12 protein-coding genes are annotated in these 16221 nt (G+C 67.4%); 6 read left to right on the top strand and 6 right to left on the bottom strand.

Annotated features, from left to right (window positions below; genetic code table 11):
- Positions 1-26 precede the first annotated feature (26 nt).
- The 5 genes from ACTIF2_RS06855 to ACTIF2_RS06835 all read right to left on the bottom strand — a co-directional run bounded on the left by ACTIF2_RS06855 (position 27) and on the right by ACTIF2_RS06835 (position 7139).
- On the bottom strand, positions 27-1202 hold the full coding sequence (locus ACTIF2_RS06855; RefSeq protein ID WP_439496295.1) for an ABC transporter permease: 1176 nt from the start codon (positions 1200-1202) through the stop codon (positions 27-29).
- Positions 1199-2197 carry an ABC transporter permease gene (locus ACTIF2_RS06850; RefSeq protein ID WP_439496501.1) on the bottom strand — a complete coding sequence of 333 codons (999 nt, stop codon included), beginning with the start codon at positions 2195-2197 and terminating at the stop codon, positions 1199-1201. Before ACTIF2_RS06850 ends, ACTIF2_RS06855 begins: the two co-directional genes overlap by 4 nt.
- Positions 2198-2203: 6 nt before the next feature.
- Complete coding sequence (locus tag ACTIF2_RS06845) at positions 2204-4159, bottom strand: ABC transporter substrate-binding protein (protein WP_439496294.1); 1956 nt, start codon at positions 4157-4159, stop codon at positions 2204-2206.
- Complete coding sequence (locus tag ACTIF2_RS06840; protein WP_439496293.1) at positions 4156-6054, bottom strand: ABC transporter ATP-binding protein; 1899 nt, start codon at positions 6052-6054, stop codon at positions 4156-4158. The genes ACTIF2_RS06845 and ACTIF2_RS06840 overlap by 4 nt, the downstream gene beginning before the upstream one ends.
- Before the next feature lie 101 nt (positions 6055-6155).
- Positions 6156-7139 carry a polysaccharide lyase gene (locus ACTIF2_RS06835; protein WP_439496292.1) on the bottom strand — a complete coding sequence of 328 codons (984 nt, stop codon included), beginning with the start codon at positions 7137-7139 and terminating at the stop codon, positions 6156-6158.
- A 159-nt stretch (positions 7140-7298) separates the two neighbouring features.
- Here ACTIF2_RS06835 and ACTIF2_RS06830 point away from each other — a divergent pair, with 159 nt between their 5' ends.
- From ACTIF2_RS06830 to ACTIF2_RS06820, 3 genes are read left to right on the top strand one after another with little or no spacing between them, the layout of a single operon-like run.
- Positions 7299-10037, top strand: a complete 2739-nt coding sequence (locus tag ACTIF2_RS06830) for an ABC transporter transmembrane domain-containing protein (protein WP_439496291.1) — start codon at positions 7299-7301, stop codon at positions 10035-10037.
- The gene (locus ACTIF2_RS06825) at positions 10034-10483 is read left to right on the top strand and encodes a cyclic nucleotide-binding domain-containing protein (protein ID WP_439496290.1); all 450 of its coding nucleotides are present in this window, start codon (positions 10034-10036) and stop codon (positions 10481-10483) included. The genes ACTIF2_RS06830 and ACTIF2_RS06825 overlap by 4 nt, the downstream gene beginning before the upstream one ends.
- Before the next feature lie 13 nt (positions 10484-10496).
- Positions 10497-12359, top strand: coding sequence for an adenylate/guanylate cyclase domain-containing protein (locus ACTIF2_RS06820; protein WP_439496289.1), 1863 nt, complete (start codon positions 10497-10499; stop codon positions 12357-12359).
- Positions 12360-12362: 3 nt separating this feature from the next.
- On the opposite strand, the gene ACTIF2_RS06815 is transcribed toward ACTIF2_RS06820, so the two are convergent.
- Positions 12363-12965 carry a hypothetical protein gene (locus ACTIF2_RS06815; RefSeq protein ID WP_439496288.1) on the bottom strand — a complete coding sequence of 201 codons (603 nt, stop codon included), beginning with the start codon at positions 12963-12965 and terminating at the stop codon, positions 12363-12365.
- 27 nt (positions 12966-12992) lie between these two features.
- Between ACTIF2_RS06815 and ACTIF2_RS06810 the strand changes: the two genes are divergently transcribed.
- Genes ACTIF2_RS06810 through ACTIF2_RS06800 form a run of 3 tightly spaced genes read left to right on the top strand, consistent with a single transcriptional unit; the run spans position 12993 to position 16056 of the window.
- On the top strand, positions 12993-13655 hold the full coding sequence (locus ACTIF2_RS06810; protein ID WP_439496287.1) for a class I SAM-dependent methyltransferase: 663 nt from the start codon (positions 12993-12995) through the stop codon (positions 13653-13655).
- Positions 13652-14911: a glycosyltransferase family 4 protein gene (locus ACTIF2_RS06805; RefSeq protein WP_439496286.1), complete on the top strand. Its 1260-nt coding sequence runs from the start codon at positions 13652-13654 to the stop codon at positions 14909-14911. The genes ACTIF2_RS06810 and ACTIF2_RS06805 overlap by 4 nt, the downstream gene beginning before the upstream one ends.
- A complete protein-coding gene (locus ACTIF2_RS06800) occupies positions 14908-16056 on the top strand; it encodes a glycosyltransferase family protein (protein WP_439496285.1) in 1149 nt (382 codons plus the stop codon). The genes ACTIF2_RS06805 and ACTIF2_RS06800 overlap by 4 nt, the downstream gene beginning before the upstream one ends.
- Positions 16057-16221 lie beyond the last annotated feature (165 nt).

Below are 16221 nucleotides of genomic sequence, written 5' to 3'. Positions count from 1 at the left end.
TCCGCGAGCAGGATGCGGCGGCGCGCTCAGCGGTAGGGATCGGCCGCGTCGCGCAAGCCGTCGCCGAGGAAGTTGAAGGCCAGGATGATCAGGATCACCGGAACGACCGGATAGAGCAACCACGGATAGAGCGCCACCACATTGACGTTCTGCGCCTCGTTCAGCATCACGCCCCAGCTCGTGATCGGCGGACGCAGGCCGAGCCCGAGGAAGCTCAGCGCCGTCTCGCCGAGGATGGTCTTCGGAATGGTGATCGTGGCCGAGGCGATCAGGTGGCTCATGAAACCGGGCACCAGATGCAGGCCGATGATGCGGGCGGGCTTCGCCCCCATCAGCTGCGCGGCGACGACGTAATCCTCCTCGCGCAGCGAGAGCAGCTTCGAGCGCACGGCGCGCGCCAGCCCGGTCCAGTCCATCAGCCCCAGGATCAGGGTGATGCCGAAATAGACCACCAGCGGGCTCCAGGAGGGCGGCATGATCGAGGCCAGCGCCAGCCAGAGCGGGATATGCGGCAGGGACTGGACGATCTCGATCACACGCTGGACGACGAGATCGACCTTGCCGCCGTAATAGCCGGCGATGCCGCCGATGATGATGCCGAGCACGAAGGAGACGCCGACGCCGAGCAGGCCGATGCTGAGCGAGATGCGCCCGCCATAGAGGATGCGCGAGAACATGTCGCGTCCGAGCCGGTCCGAGCCGAGCAGGAAGAGCGTGCCGTTCTCGGGCGGGCAGACGAGATGCAGGTTGCCGGGGATCAGGCCCCAGAAATCATAGGCATCGCCGCGGCAGAAGAAGCGGATCTGCTGCGGCTGGCTGCGGTCGACATCATATTCGCGCTTCAGGTTCTCCATGTTGAGGCGCTGGGTATAGGGATAGACGAAGGGGCCGAGGAAGCGCCCCTCATGGAAAAGGTGCACCTCCTGGCGCGGCGCGCGGATGAAGTCCGTGTTGCGGGTGCTGTAATGGTAGGGCGCGAGGAACTCGCAGAACGCCACGGCGGCGTACATCACCAGGATCACGACGCCGGAGATCACCGCGAGCTTATGCTTGCGGAATTTCCACCACATCAGCCGCCATTGCGAGGCGAGATAGACGCGCTCCTGCTCCGGCGTCATCTCCTCGACCGCATAGGGCTGGAACGGCGCCGTCGAGGCGGTATGCGGCAGGGGAGCGCCGTCTGCGGGAAGGGGCGGCTTCACTTGGTCGCCGCTCCCTGGAGACGGATGCGGGGATCGAGGATGGCGAGCGCGATATCCGAGATCAGCACGCCGATCACGGTCAGGAAGGACAGGAACATCAGGAAGGAGCCGGCGAGATACATGTCCTGCGCCTGCAGGGCGCGGATCAGCAGCGGACCGGTCGTTTGCAGCGAGAGCACGATCGCGACGATCTCGGCGCCGGAGACGATCGAGGGCAGGATGTCGCCGATATCCGAGATGAAGAAGTTGAGCGACATGCGCAAAGGGTATTTGCGCAGCGCCTTGCCGGGCGGCAGGCCCTTGGCGCGGGCGGTGACGAAATACTGCTTCTGCAGCTCGTCGAGCAGGTTGGCGCGCACGGCGCGGATCATGCCCGCCGTACCGCCGGCGCCGATGATGATCACCGGGATCCAGAGATGCTCGAGCACGGACCAGAACTTGGCCCAGCTCATCGGCTGGTTGAGATATTGCGGATCGACGAGCCCGCCGATCGAGGTGCCGAACCAGACATTGGCGAAATACATGAAGACCAGCGCCATCAGGAAATGCGGCACGGCGAGCCCGATCAGCCCGAGGAAGGTCAGGCCGTAATCGCCCCAGCTATACTGGTGCGTGGCCGAATAGATGCCGATCGGGAAGGCGACGACCCAGGTGAAGATGATGGTGACGAAGGAGACCACGATGGTCAGCATCAGGCGGTCGCCGACGATGTCGCGGACCGGGAGCTGATACTCGAAGGAATAGCCCATATCGCCCTGGAGCAGGCCGGTGACCCAGTGGAAATAGCGTTCCACCGGCGGCTTGTCGAAGCCGTATTCCTTCTTGAGGAACTCGATCCGGCTGAGATCGGCCTTCTCGCCCTGGGCTTGCATCTCGGCGGCGAGCGTCTCGAAATAATCGCCTTCGGGCAGGTTGATGACGGTGAAGATCAGCGCGCTGGTGACGAGCAGCGTCGGCACCATCAGCAGAATGCGCTTGAGGATGTATTTCAGCAGCATCGTTCAGCTCTTGACCTGCGCGTCGTCGAACCAGAACGTGTCGGGCATGTAGCGGCCGAAGAAAGCACCGGGCTCGAAACTGTACAGGCCCTTCTCGGGGACGTTGCGCAGGTTGCGCGAGACCACGACGGGCTGGAGCGTGCCGTTGACGACGCCGATGGTGAAGAGCTGCTCCGCGTTGATCCGCAGCATCTTCTGCCAGATCGCCCGGCGCTCCTCATGCGTCGCGCTGCGGCGCCAGGACTTGTAGAGCGCGACGAGTTCCTCGGCCGCCGGCAGGTCCGGCTTCTCGCCCTCGCGCCCGCCGCTCTCGAGATATTGGCCCCAGCGCGGCCAGTTGAACTGCATCGATGAGGTCGGCGCCAGCGCTTCCGGCTCCATTTCGGCGGCGACCAGGGCGTTGTCCATGCCGGCCCAGGCCGACATCACCGTCTGGCCGGCGAGGATGCGGCGGCGGAAGACGTCGCGCTGGGCCGAGCGCGGGTAGATCTTGATCCCGACCTTGTAGAGATCCTGCTTGATCAGGTCGAGGATATCGGTCTCCTCGGTGCTCTCGCCGGCGGTCTCGACGGTGAATTCGAGGCGCCGCCCGTCCGGCAGCGTCCTGATGCCGTCGCCGTCGCGCTTGCTCAGGCCGATCTCGTCGAGCAGGCGGTTGGCCAGGGCCGGATCGGCCTGCGTCCACATGGTCGCGTTCGCCTCGTCGTAAAGCGGGCTCTCGGGCAGCGCCGTGTTGCCGCCCTCCTTGGCCAGGCCGAAGAAGATGACCTTGTTGATGTCCTTGCGGTTGATCGCCACCGAGAGCGCCCGGCGATAGCGGACGTCGCGGTTGAGGTCGCGCCAGACCGGGTCGATCACGTTCAGGTTCGGCATCAGCGCGAACCAGGAGCCTTCGGCGCGCTTCCAGAGCCTGACGTCGAAATTCATCCGCTTCGAGGCGTCCTTCAGGAAGGTGTAGTTGTCGAAGCGGATATAGCGTGCCTGCAGGTCGCTCTCGCCGGCGGCGGTCTTGGCCGGCACCAGCGAATGCGTGCCGACGGTGATCGTGGCCTCGTCGATATAGGGCAGCTGCCTTCCGTCCTGGTCGACGCGGTGGAAATACGGATTGCGCTGGAAGGTGAATTGCTCGGCCGGCAGCGGCGTCAGGTTGCGCCAGGGGTCGAGCGTCGGCAGATCGGGGTTCTCGGGCCGGTACATGCGCGACATCCGCTCGTGCAGCGAGCCCCAGTCCCTGACCCGGCTGGCCTTGACGCGCGAATGGAGCGTGACCTTGTCGGCATAACCCTCGTGGAACTGCTTCAGATAGCCGGACGGCATGTAGATATAGGTCGGCTGCGCGTCGGCGAGGGAGGGCAGGAAGATCGGGTTCGGGTTGTTCCAGCTGAAGCGCAGCTCGGTCTCGCTCAGCACCTCGAAAATCGGTTTCTCCCCGGCGGCCAGGAGGGCCTGCGGCGGTCCGCCCGGCGAGAGCCGCGGATTGTTGGCGACATCCTCCCACCAGTAGCGGAAATCCTCGGTGGTGAAGGGGCTGCCATCCGACCAGCGATGGCCCTGGCGCAGCTTCAGCGTGAAGACGCGCCCGTCGCGGACATCGACGGATTCGAGCACATCGGGGACGAGGTCGAGATTCTCGTCATAGACGACGAGCCGCGTGTAGCCGTAGATCGTCATCATCCGGATGTCGCGCTGGTCGCCCATCAGCATGCGCAGCGTGCCGCCATGGCGGCCCGGCGTCCGGTCTGGTCCTGTGATCGCGATCACGCGCGGCGATTCCGGCAGGCGCAGCTGGATGACCGGCATGGTCCCGCTCGCCACCTTCTCCGCCCAGTAAGGGCTGTCGATGAAGGTCATCGGGCGGGGCTCGCGCGCCACGGCCAGGCGCGGCAAGCCGCCCGCGGCGAGCGCGCCGGCCCCGAGCATGAGCGCCGCGCGGCGGGAGGGGTGGCGGCGCAGCGTCATGGCACCAGTTCCTTGCGGTCGGCGCCGGAGCGCGCCAGCACGAAATGGCCGTCGCCGAGCGCGAGAGGCGCGAGCCCGGCGCCATCGGCCTCCGGCCGGAAGGCCGGGGCCCAATGGCTGGTGTCGGAGGCGCCGCCGGGCGCAGCCAGCTTGAAGTCCAGCTTGCGGTCGAGGTCGGCGAAGGGCACCGAGCGCAGCAGCGCCTTGGTGTAGGGGTGGGTCGGGGCGGTGAAGAGGGCGTGACGCGGCGCGATCTCGACGATGCGGCCATTGGCCATGACCGCAATCCTGTCGGCCATGTAGTTCACCACTGCGAGATTATGCGAGATGAACAGGAAGGTCAGGCCGCGCTCGGCCTGAAGGTCCTTGAGCAGGTTGAGGATCTGCGCCTGGACCGAGACGTCGAGCGCCGAGACCGGCTCGTCGCAAATGATCAGCTTCGGATCGAGCGCAAGCGCGCGGGCGATGCCGATGCGCTGGCGCTGGCCGCCGGAAAAGGAATGCGGGTAGCGGGAAAGGAAGCGCGGATCGAGACCGACATCCTCCATCAGGGCGCGCACGCGGGCGACCTGCTCCTCGCCCTCGCCGCGCCCGTGGATGACGAGCGGCTCGCGCAGGATGCTCATCACGGTCATGCGCGGCGAAAGCGACGAGACCGGATCCTGGAAGATCATCTGGACCTTCTGCCGGAAGCGCCGCAGCGGTTCGCCCTCGAGTGCCAGGACGTCCGTGCGTTCCTGGCCGTCGTCGAAGGTGATCGTGCCGGCATCCGGCGTGACGGCCCGCATGATGATCTTGCTGACGGTGGTCTTGCCGCAGCCGCTTTCGCCGACGAGGCCGAGACATTCGCCGCGCGCGATCTCGAAGCCGACATCGTCGACCGCGACGACGCTGGCGAGCGTGCCCTTGCCGAAGAAGCTGCGCGAGCCGGTGGTGTAGACCTTGCGCAGGTTCCGCACGCTGAGCAGCGGCGCGGCATTTCCGCGCGCGGCCACGGCCGCGGGCGCCTGGGCGACGGGCGAGGCGGGGGACGGCGGCCGCGCCCTCGCTTCCCGCAGCGCCACCAGCCGCTCGCCCTCCTGCATGTCGAAATGCGGCGAGGCCTTGAGCAGCGCCTTGAGATAGGGGTGGCGCGGGCGCCGGAAGATATCCTCGACCGGGCCGCTCTCCATGATCTCGCCGTGATAGATCACCACCACCTCGTCGGCCATGTTGGCGACGACGCCGAGATCATGGGTGATCAGCAGGATCGCCATGCCCATCTCGGCCTGAAGGTCGCGCATCAGGTCGAGCACCTGGGCCTGGATGGTGACGTCGAGCGCGGTCGTCGGTTCGTCGGCGATGAGCAATGCCGGCTGGCAGATCAGGGCCATGGCGAGCATGGCGCGCTGGCGCAGGCCGCCGGAGAGCTCGAAGGGATAATAGCCATAGGCGCGGGCCGGATCCTTGAAGCCGACGCGTTTCAGCATCGTCTCGATCTGCGCGCGCGCCGTCTGCTTGTCCGTCGGCCGGTGCAGCTGAAGCGCTTCCTCGATCTGGTTGCCGATCGTGTGGACCGGCGAGAGAGAGGACATCGGCTCCTGGAAGATCATGCCGATGCGCCCGCCGCGCAATTCGCGGATCTGCTTGCCCTCGGCGGGCAAGGCGGCGATGTCGATCGCCTCGTCCGGCGCGAGCGGATCGCGGAACATGATCTCGCCGCCGGTGACGGCGCCGGCGCGCGGGAGCAGCCCCATGATCGCCTGCGAGATCACCGACTTGCCCGAACCGGATTCGCCGACGAGCGCGACGGTCTTTCCCGCCGGCACGCGAAAGCTCGCGCCCTTCACGACGTCGCGGGCGAGCCCGTGAACCGTGAAGCCGATCCGCAAATCACTGATCCGCAAGATATCCATGAGCAACTAACGCCTAAAACCCTCATACGCTCCCGGTTCCCCGGGCCGCGTGGCACTAGACGTCGAAAGCCGCGTCCTGCCAATCATCCTCTCGCCTGCGCTCATGGCTGCGGACACTGGCCATCGTGAATGACATCTTCGCAACGCGGCCCGCGCCGGAAATCGTCGTAGCTCACGCTCCAGGGCCCCGCATTGGCGGCCCGGTAGGGGCCGAACTTGAAATACTGCGTGCTGCCGAGGCCGACGCCATGATGGCCGATATGGCCCTTGACCGTCGCGATCTGGCGCCCGTCGGCGATGATCTCGACATGGCCGTTGCCGCCAGGGCCCGGCTGGGACCGGAAAACGAAGTCGATCCAGCCCTTCCGGGCCAGGGGGAGGTCGGCATGCCGGGTGACCGCGATGCCGGGTGCGCAGGCGTTGAAATAGGAGGGATAATCCGCCGCCGTGCTGCCCGTCTCGATGGCGACCAGCGCACGCGTCTGGCGAGCCTTGGGTCGGTTCAGCACCTGCGCCTCTCCCGGCAGGCAGCCGTTCGGGCGCTCCGGCCCGCCGATCGGGAAGGCCTCGACGAGATCGGTCTCGACGGTGACGCCGAGACGCCCGCGATAGAGCCTGAGCGCCAGGAACGGCGAGTAGTCGCCTTCGGCGCCCGGGATGATCGCCCGCTTCCATTGCGCCATGACGTAGCGGGTGTCGTTCTGCGGCACCGGATCGTCGAGGCGCATGGCAAAGCCGTACCAGACAGTCCGGTCATAGTTCGCCAGCACGCCCGGCCGCTCCCAGACCTCGGCCCGCTCGCTGCAATTGCGTGCGCCCTTGCCGCATAGCGGCTGGACCGACAGCGTCACCGCACCGCGGCCGGTGAGGACGTTCTTCTCCTGGAAGGTGACGCGCCCGGCGCGCTGTTCGGCATTGTCCTTGTAGTAGAGGCCGCCCTCGGGCGCGAAGCGGCCGGCGTCGAAACCGTCCTTCAGGATGAGGTCGGAGGGATCCTCTGCCGCAGCGGCTGACGCTGGCAAGATCGCCATCGCTAGCAGGGCGATCCTCCAGCCCGGCCCGCGCCGCCCGGTATTGCTCGGCATCTTGTTCCTCCACCCGCGGCAATCGAAACACGCGGCTGGAAGCGGTGCAAGCGCAGGCCTGTCGCAGCGCGACATTGCGGAAGCATCCGGGCTGACCACATATGCGTAGCTGAAGCAGACTGAGCGGCGGAGGCCTTGCTCCGCCAGACAGGACGTCCCTTGGAGACGAACCTCTTCCGATACATCTGGCAGAAGAGCCGCAGCGAACAGATCGTCGTCCTGCTGATCATCCTGGCCTCGATCCCCTTCTACTGGGCCTCGTTCGACGTTCCCAAGCGCATCGTCAACGATGCCATCCAGGGTGGCGCCTTCAAGGACGGCAAGACGGCCGCGACCCTGCTGGACTTCAGCCTCCACCTGCCGGGCTTCCTCGGCGGCGGCAACATTTTGGCGTTCGAGGGCTTCCAGGTCGGCCAGCTCGGGCTTTTGCTGGGCCTGAGCCTGTATTTCCTGCTGCTGGTGCTGATCAACGGCGCCTTCAAATATGTCATCAACCTGCGCAAGGGCATCCTCGGCGAACGGATGCTGAGGCGCATGCGCTACGACCTGTTCGGCCAGCTGATGCGCTTCCGGCCGGAGGAGATCCGGTCGGTCAAGCCGGCGGAAGTGGCGAGCATGATCAAGGACGAGGTCGAGCCGATCGGCGGCTTCGTCGGCGACGCCTTCATCCAGCCCGTCTTCCTGCTGAGCCAGGCGCTGACGGCGCTCGTCTTCATCATGGCGCAGAGCGTCTGGCTGGGCTCGATCGCTCTCTCGATCGTGATCGCGCAGGCGATCATCATCCCGATCCTGCGCCGCGAGCAGCTCCGCCTCGGCCGGCAACGGCAGATCGCCTCGCGCCAGCTCGCGGGCCGCATCGGCGAGATCGTCGACGCCGGCCCGACAATCCAGGGCCACGGCGCGACGGTCTATGTCCAGTCCGACATCGCCGGGCGGCTCGGCCACCTGTTCGACATCCGCTACGCGCTCTACAAGCGCAAATTCGCGGTCAAGTTCCTGAACAACCTGCTGGCCCAGATCACGCCGTTCTTCTTCTATGCGGTCGGCGGCTATTTCGCGCTGCAGGGCCGCCTCGATATCGGCCAGCTCGTCGCCGTCATCGCCGCTTATCGCGACCTGCCGCCGCCGATCAAGGAACTGATCGACTGGGATCAGCAGCGCAACGACGTCACCATCAAGTACGAGCAGGTCATCAACCAGTTCAATCCGGACGAGACGCTGGTGCTCGACGAGGATGACGGGGTGGCGCGGCTGCCCGACACGGGCGAGGTCAGGCTGGACAGCATCCAGATGCTCGACAATCGCGGCCAGCCCCTGCTCTCGCCCCTGTCGCTGCAATTGCCCCGGCCGGGCGTCGTGGCGGTGATCGGGCCACCGGGCGGCGCCCGCGACGTGTTCGGCCGGATCCTGGGGCGGCAGATCATGTCCTATTCCGGAAAGGTGCTGATCGACCGGGCCAATCTCGCCCGGTTCTCGGTCGAGCGGGCGAGCCATCTGATCGGCTATGCCGGCCAGGACGTGGAGATCATCAACGGCACCTTGCGCGACAACATCCTGCTGCCGCTGCGGCGCCGGCGGCCGAGCATGAAGCCGGACGGCAAGGTGTCCTCGGAGGAGCACCGGCGCTTCATCGAGGCTGTGCGCTCCGGCAACACGCCATTGTCATTCGCTGCCGACTGGACGGATTACGAAGGCGCCGGGGTGGCCGATGCCGACGCGCTCGAGGAGCATATCAAGGAGGTCCTGCACGTCCTGGGCTGCGACGAGGACGTCTATGAGCTCGGGCTCGACGGAAAGGTGGTCCTGCCGCTGGACCAGCCCGTCATCGAAAGGATCACCGAAGCCCGGCGGGTCGTGACGGCCGAACTCGCCAGGAGCAAGCTCGCCGGCCTGGTCGAGACCTTCGATCCCGAGCGCTACAACAACAACGCGACCATCGCGGAGAATCTGATCTTCGGGGCGCGCAAGGGCTCACGCTTCGCCAACGAGACCCTGCTGACCGAACCTTATGCCCGGGCCCTGATGCAGGCCGAGGCGCTGATCGAGCCGCTGGTCGAGGTCGGAGGACGCATCGTCTCGACGGTCGTCGAGATCTTCGAGGGCCTGCCGGTGGGCCATGCCCTGTTCGAGCGCTACACCTTCGGCACGACGTTCGACCTGGAAAGGCTCAACAACCTGGCGGCGATCCTGAGCAAGCATGACATGCGCACGCCGCTCGACCCGGAGACGGAGCGCGACCTGCTGGCGCTGGCGCTCGGCTATATCGAGCCGAAGCATCGGCTCAATCTGCTCGACGATGCGCTGCGGCGGCGCCTCCTGCGGGCGCGCGCCAGCTTCAAGCAGCATCTGCCGGCCGATGCGGCAGCGGATGTCGATTTCTACGATCCGCAGCGCGCGGTCGACGGCGCCAGCATCCGGGACAATCTCCTGTTCGGCCGTATCGGCTTCGGCATCGCGGATGCGAACCGCAAGGTCGCCGAGATCATGCGCACGGCGCTGTCGCGCGGCGGCCTCGACGCGGCGCTGTACCGTGTCGGGCTCAATACCGATTGCGGCATCCGCGGCCGCTTCCTGCCGACGCGACTCAAGCTGGCGATCCCGCTGGCGCAGGCGCTCATCAAGGGGCCGCAGATCGCGGTGCTCGATCCCAGCGCGCTGCTCGCGACAACGAGCAGGGCTGCCGACATCATCGGCCGGTTGCGCGAGCATTGCGCAGGGATGACACTGTTCCTTCTTCTCGGCGATGCTAGTCTCGCCAAGGACATCACGCCGAGGGTCGTGTTCAGCGGCCCCTCCGGCATGATCGAGGACGACGAGGCGGAGGTCGATGACAGGCCGGAGGGCGAGGCCGCCGCTCCGCCTCCTGCGGTCTCCGAAGGGGTGGAGGCGCGACCATGACTCTCGAAAGCGATATCGTTTGCTTGCGGAGCATTCCGTTGCTCAACAGCCTGCCGGCGCCCAGGCTCAAGCTCCTGGCGCTGATGGGCGAGAAGCTGCATTTCGACGCCGGGACCGTCATCATCGAGGAAGGCGAGAAGCCCGAAGGCGTCTATTTCATCCTGCAGGGCGAGGTCGAGCTCTCGCACCAGCGCGACGACGGACGCACCAAGCGTTTCCTGTTCGAGACCGGCAGCATTTTCGGCGACGTGCCGATGCTCTGCGACCAGAGCTATATCGGCGAGGTCGCCGCAAAGACCGATGTGGCCGCGCTGCGTCTGCCGAAGGACGTGTTCTTCGAGCTGCTCGGGACCGTTCCCGATTTCTGCGTCGCGCTCTCGCGCGACCTCGCCTCGCGCCTCTACAGGCTGGCCGATTTCGTGCTCCACAACGAAAAGGTCCATTGATGACGCGGCGTTCATGAGCAGCCCACCGGCGATCGGCGACAAGCGCAGAACACCCGGCTTCGATACCGGCATGAACCAGGTCTCGTCGTGGAGCCGCGACATCCGCCTGGTTTCCGGCATGATCCTGCTCGTCTTCGCGACGACGCATTTCCTCAACCACGCGGTCGGCATCGCCGGCGTCGTGGCGATGGAGCGCGTGCAGGAATGGCGCTACGCGCTCTGGCATTCCTGGCCCGGCACGGTGGCGCTCTATGGCGCGCTGATCGTCCATCCGCTCTTCGCGCTGCTGCGGGTCGCCGGGCGCCGGACCTTCCGGATGCCGACGCGCGAGCTGTTGCAGATCGCGCTCGGGCTCGCCATCCCGCTCCTGCTCGTCGACCATGTCGTCGGGACCCGCGTGATGGGCAGCTATTTCCAGCTCGACGAGAGCTACCATGCCGTGCTGCGCCGGCTTTGGCCGAACCTGGCGATGACCCAGTCGCTGCTGCTGCTGCTGGTCTGGACGCATGGCATCATCGGGCTGCACTTCATCCTGCGCAGCCGCGATGGCTATGCGCGCTGGCGCGACGTCTTCCTGCTCGCCGTCATCCTCGTCCCGCTGCTGGCGCTGATCGGCTTTGCCGTGGCGAGCCGCGAGGCCGCGCAAATGGCGCTGCCGCCCGAAACCTATTCGGACGCGCAGGTCGCGATGTTCGACCGGGACGTGTTCTGGGGCAAGGCGGCCTTCTTCGGCCTGGTCGGCGGGTTCGCGCTCTTTGCCGGATTCCGCGAATTCCGGGTCCGCACGACGCGGGCGATCACGGTCCGCTTCGTCGGTCACGGCGTCCGCAAGACCGTGCCGGGACCGACCGTGCTGGAGATGTTCAGGCGCTTCGGCATTCCGCATGCGGCGCTCTGCGGCGGGCGGGCGCGCTGCGCCACCTGCCGCGTGCTGGTGATCGACGGCGCCGACCATCTGCCTGCGCCGGGGCCGAACGAGGCGAAGCTGCTGCGCCGCATCTCGGCGCCGCCGCGCGTCCGGCTCGCCTGCCAGATCAGGCCGCGCGACGACCTGCAGGTCCAGCTCCTGCTCGCCTCGAAACTGGGCGCCGCCTCGCGCAACATCGAGCTCGACAGCTCGATCGGCCGGCGCGGCCTGACCGTGATGGTGGCAGATCTTCGCGCCTTCTCCGCCTTGTCGGAGCGGCAATTGCCGCATGAGCTGATGGGGCTGCTCAACCGCTTCTTCGACGAGATGGCGCAGGCCATCATCGCCCATGGCGGGCGTATCGATGCGCTCTACGGCGACGGCTTCATGGCGGTGTTCGGCCTCGAGGTCACTCCGGCGAAGGCCGGCCTCTCGGCGATCGCGGCGGCCGGAGACATCGTCCGAGCGGTCGAGGCGCTGAACCGCGAATTCAGCGCGGCGCTGCCCCTGCCGCTGCGGATCGGCATCGGCATCCATACCGGCCAGGCGATTTTCGGCGCGGTCGAGAATGACAGCCTCGGGCGTCACGAGATCACGGTCGGCGAGACGGTGACGATCGCGAGCCAGCTCGAGGCGGCAACCCGGCGCGTCCTCGCCGATATCGTGGTCTCGGAGGCGACCGTCGCCGTCACCGGCCGCAGCTTCGCCGATGCGACGCCGCTGAAGCTGATGATCAAGGGGCGCGACACGCCGATGGCGGCCTATGGCTTTGCCAGGACGCCGCGTGGGGACGTCACCGAGGAGGACGAGGAGCGGGAGGCACCCGCCGAGGCCCTGCCGGTCGCGACCGATGGTGCCGCCGTGTCACCCGAGCCTGAGCCCACGCCAGTGCCGTCCGGCACTGGCCGCCGGCGGTCGAAGGCAGCCAAGACGACCGCCAAGGCAACGTCCGAAAAGCAGGACGGCTGAGGCTCATGCTCCGCCGTAGACGAGGAAACGTCGGCGCGCGTATCCGGCCTCGCGCAGCCCCGGATCGTCGATCGCCATCGCCAGATCGATCAGCGGCGGGGTCGTCCTCGTCGCCGTGATCGCCGCGATCTGGTCGCAGGCGCGTTCGAGGTCGAGCGCATAGTCGATCACCAGCGTTTCCGCCTCCGCCGCCAAGACCAGCAACTCGGGGGCCGTGGCCTGTGTGCCGCCAAAGGGCTTGAGCGACAGGCCGAGCAGCAACAGGGCAAATGGCGAGACGGGCTGCAGCGCGACGGCCTGCAGCTTCGCCGCGAGATGGCGGACCTCGCATGGCGCGCCATTCAGCGTCGCGGCGGAGAAGGCAGGGATCTTCGGGTCGATCACCGTGACCGAGCGCGGCTGATGCGTCAGAAAACCGGTGATTGGCAGGCCGGCGCCGCCAATCTCGACGATATGCGGGCAATGCCGCACGGCATGGGCCGCCAGCACCTGCCGCAGGCAGGCAGCCGGGCCGGCGAGATGCGGCAGGAGCACGCCGGACGGCGCTTCTGCGCCGTCATCCGCATGGCTGGCCTTTGCCCGCGCGCTTGCATATGGTCCGGCCACTTCCATCCCGCCCCTTCGCGATACGGCATGAGCACCGACACGCCTCCGGACGCCTTCTACGATATTCTGCGCGGCGTCGCAGCCTTGACCGGGAACCGGGTCGTGGCCGATCTGGCGCGGCTGGTCGGCCAGGACATGCCGCCCGAATTGTGGATCGCCTTCAATCACAAGCAGATCGCGTCCAAGCGCTGGCTGATCGACGCGCTCGCCGAGACGTTGCCGCGACCCGGCGGCCCGGTCTGGGTGCTCGGCGCCTGGTATGGCGTGCTCGGCGCGCTGCTGCTGGACGATCCTCGGCTCGATATCGGCGTGGTGGTCAGCCTCGATCGCGATCCGGGCTGCGCGGCGGTCGCCGAGCGGCTGAACCGGCGCCATCTCGCGGAGGGCCGGTTCAGGGCGGTGACCGCCGACATGGTGGAGCTCGATTTCGCGGCCGAGCCGGTCCTGCCGGGGCTCGTGATCAACACGAGCTGCGAGCATCTCAGTGACGTTCCCGGCTGGGTCGCGTCGCTGCCGGCCGGCTTGCCGGTCGTGCTCCAGTCGAACGACTATTTTCGCGAGCCCGATCACCGCAGCTGCGTCGCGACGCTGGATGCATTCAAGGCGCAGGTCGGCCTGTCGGAGATCGGCTTCGCCGGCGCGCTGCCGACGAAGAACTACACCCGCTTCATGCTGATCGGCAGGCGATGAGCGAGCCGCCTCGGCCACGCATCGCCATCGCGATGAAGGGCTATCCCCGCCTGTCGGAGACCTTCATCGCGCAGGAACTGCTCGGTCTGCAGCAGGGTGGACTCAGCTTTTCGATCTGGTCGCTGCGCCGCCCGACGGATGCCGCGCGCCATCTCATGCACCAGCAGATCGCGGCGCCGGTCAGCTATCTGCCGGAATATCTGCACGAGGAGCCGGGACGCGTGCTGCGCGGGCTAGGGTCGGCGCTGCTGCGGCCAAGGATGATCCGGCTCGCCGCCGTCGTCCTGCGCGATCTCGCGCGGGACAGGACCCGCAATCGCCTGCGCCGGTTCGGACAGGCCTGCGTCATGGCCCGCGAATTGCCGGCGGAGATCACGCATCTGCATGTGCATTACCTGCATACGCCGGCCTCGGTGATCCGCTACGCCGCATTGCTGCGCGGCCTGACCTGGTCGTTCTCGGCCCATGCCAAGGACATCTGGACCACGCCGGACTGGGAGAAGCGCGAGAAGATCGCCGACGCGGCCTGGGGCGTGACCTGCACGCAGGACGGCCATCGCGAGCTGGCGCGGCTCACTGAGCGGCCCGACAAGGTCGCGCTGGTGCATCATGGGCTCGACCTGGCGCGCTTTCCGGCGCCGCCGGCCGTGCGACGGGGTCGCGATGGCAGGGATCCGGCCGATCCGGTGCGTTTCGTCACCATCGGGCGCGCCGTCGAGAAGAAGGGTTTTGACGATCTGCTCGCGGCGCTGGCGGCGTTGCCGCCGGAGCTGCATTGGCGGCTCAGCCATATCGGTGGTGGCGAGAAGCTGGCCTCGCTCAGGGCGTTGGCCGAGAAGCTCGGCTTGTCCGGACGCATCACCTGGACCGGGCCCAAGGCGCAGCAGGATGTGGTCGCGGCTTTGCGCGAGGCCGACCTTTTCGTGCTGCCCTCGAAACAGGCGGTCGACGGCGATCGCGACGGCCTGCCCAATGTCGTGATGGAGGCGGCGAGCCAGGCCTTGCCGATCGTCGCCACCGATTTCGCCGGCATCCCGGAATTCGTCCGCGACGGCGTCGAGGGCGTGCTGGTCGCGCCGGGCGACATCACGGCGCTGAGCCGCCAGCTGGCCGAGCTCGCGGCTGACCCGGCGCGGCGCGCCCTGCTCGGGCAGGCGGCGTTCAAGCGCCTGGCCGAAGCCTTCTCGGCCGCGGCGGGGCTCGACCGGATTCGGACGGCGCTGCTGGAATCCGCCGCGGCGGCGCGCAGGTCATGACGAAACGCGTCCTGATCGCGGTGACGCATCTGCTCGGCAGCGGCCATCTGGTCAGGGCGATGCATCTCGCGCAGGCGCTGAGCGAGGCCGGTTACGAGACGGTGCTGGTCAGCGGCGGCGTCGCGCTGCGCGCCGCTCGCGAAGGCGGCTTCAGCTTCGTGCAGCTTCCGCCGGTCAAGGTGGAAGGCGTCGATTTCCGCAATCTGCTCGACGAGCACGGGGCGCCGATCGATGACGGCCGCCGCCTGGAGCGGCGCACGCTGCTCGCCGGTCTCGCAGCGCGCTTGCGGCCCGATCTCGTGATCACCGAACATTTCCCGTTCGGACGGCGGCAGCTCGCCGGCGAGTTTTTGGGCCTGATCGAAGCGGCGAAAGCCGCCAATCCGAAGGCGCTGGTCCTGGCCTCGATCCGCGACGTGCTGGTGACGCCACGCGCCGATCGCGTCGCCGAGGTCCATCGGCGCGTCGCCGAGCATTTCGACGCCGTGCTGGTCCATGGCGATGCCGGCCTCCTGCCGCTGGAGGCATCCTGGCCGGTCTCTCCGGAGCTGGCGCGACGCCTGCACTATACCGGCTACCTGACCGGGCCGGAGGCGCCGGTCGTCCTGCTGCCATCCGGCGAGATCGTGGTTTCGGGCGGTGGGTCTGGAGCATCGCTCCCGCTCTTCGACCTCGCCATCGCGGCCGCGGGCCTACTTGGCCCCAAGGCGCGCTGGCGCATTCTCGCCGGCCAGGGCATCGCGGAACCGGAATTCGCGCGATTGCAGGCGAGCGCGCCCGGGCATGTCACGGTCGAGCGCGCGCGTGCCGATTTTCTGGCGCTGCTGGCCGGTTGCGCAGTGTCGATCAGCCAGGCCGGCTACAACACGGTGCTCGACCTGGTCCGCGCCGGCCGTCCGGCGATCGTGGTGCCGTTCGATGCCGGCAACGAGACCGAGCAGGCGATCCGGGCGGAGGCGATGGCGCGCGCCGGCCTCGCTCGCTGCCTGCGCCTGTCAGGCAGCGAGGCGCTGACGCCCGAAATACTCGCCGCAGCAGTGGAGCGCATGCTCGCGGAACCTGCCCCGCGGCCGCTTGCGATCGATCGCGATGGGGCCCGGAATGCCGTTTCGATCATCGCCAGGCTGCTGCTCGAGCGGGATTGACCTGTTTCGGGCCGAAAGCCGTCAAGGTCCCGGCATGCCTTTTGCGAATTGCCGCTGCGGCGGTTTGCGAATTGCCGCTCCGACGCTTTCGCTCTAATTAGGATGGCATACGCCTCCCCTTTCGGTCGGCAGTGGGACAACCGGTGGTTCGCCCGGCAAGGTTCT

This window comes from Allobosea sp., from assembly GCF_051860145.1.
GTDB lineage: Bacteria > Pseudomonadota > Alphaproteobacteria > Rhizobiales > Beijerinckiaceae > Allobosea.
This window is presented reverse-complemented; position numbering and strand designations above follow the sequence as displayed.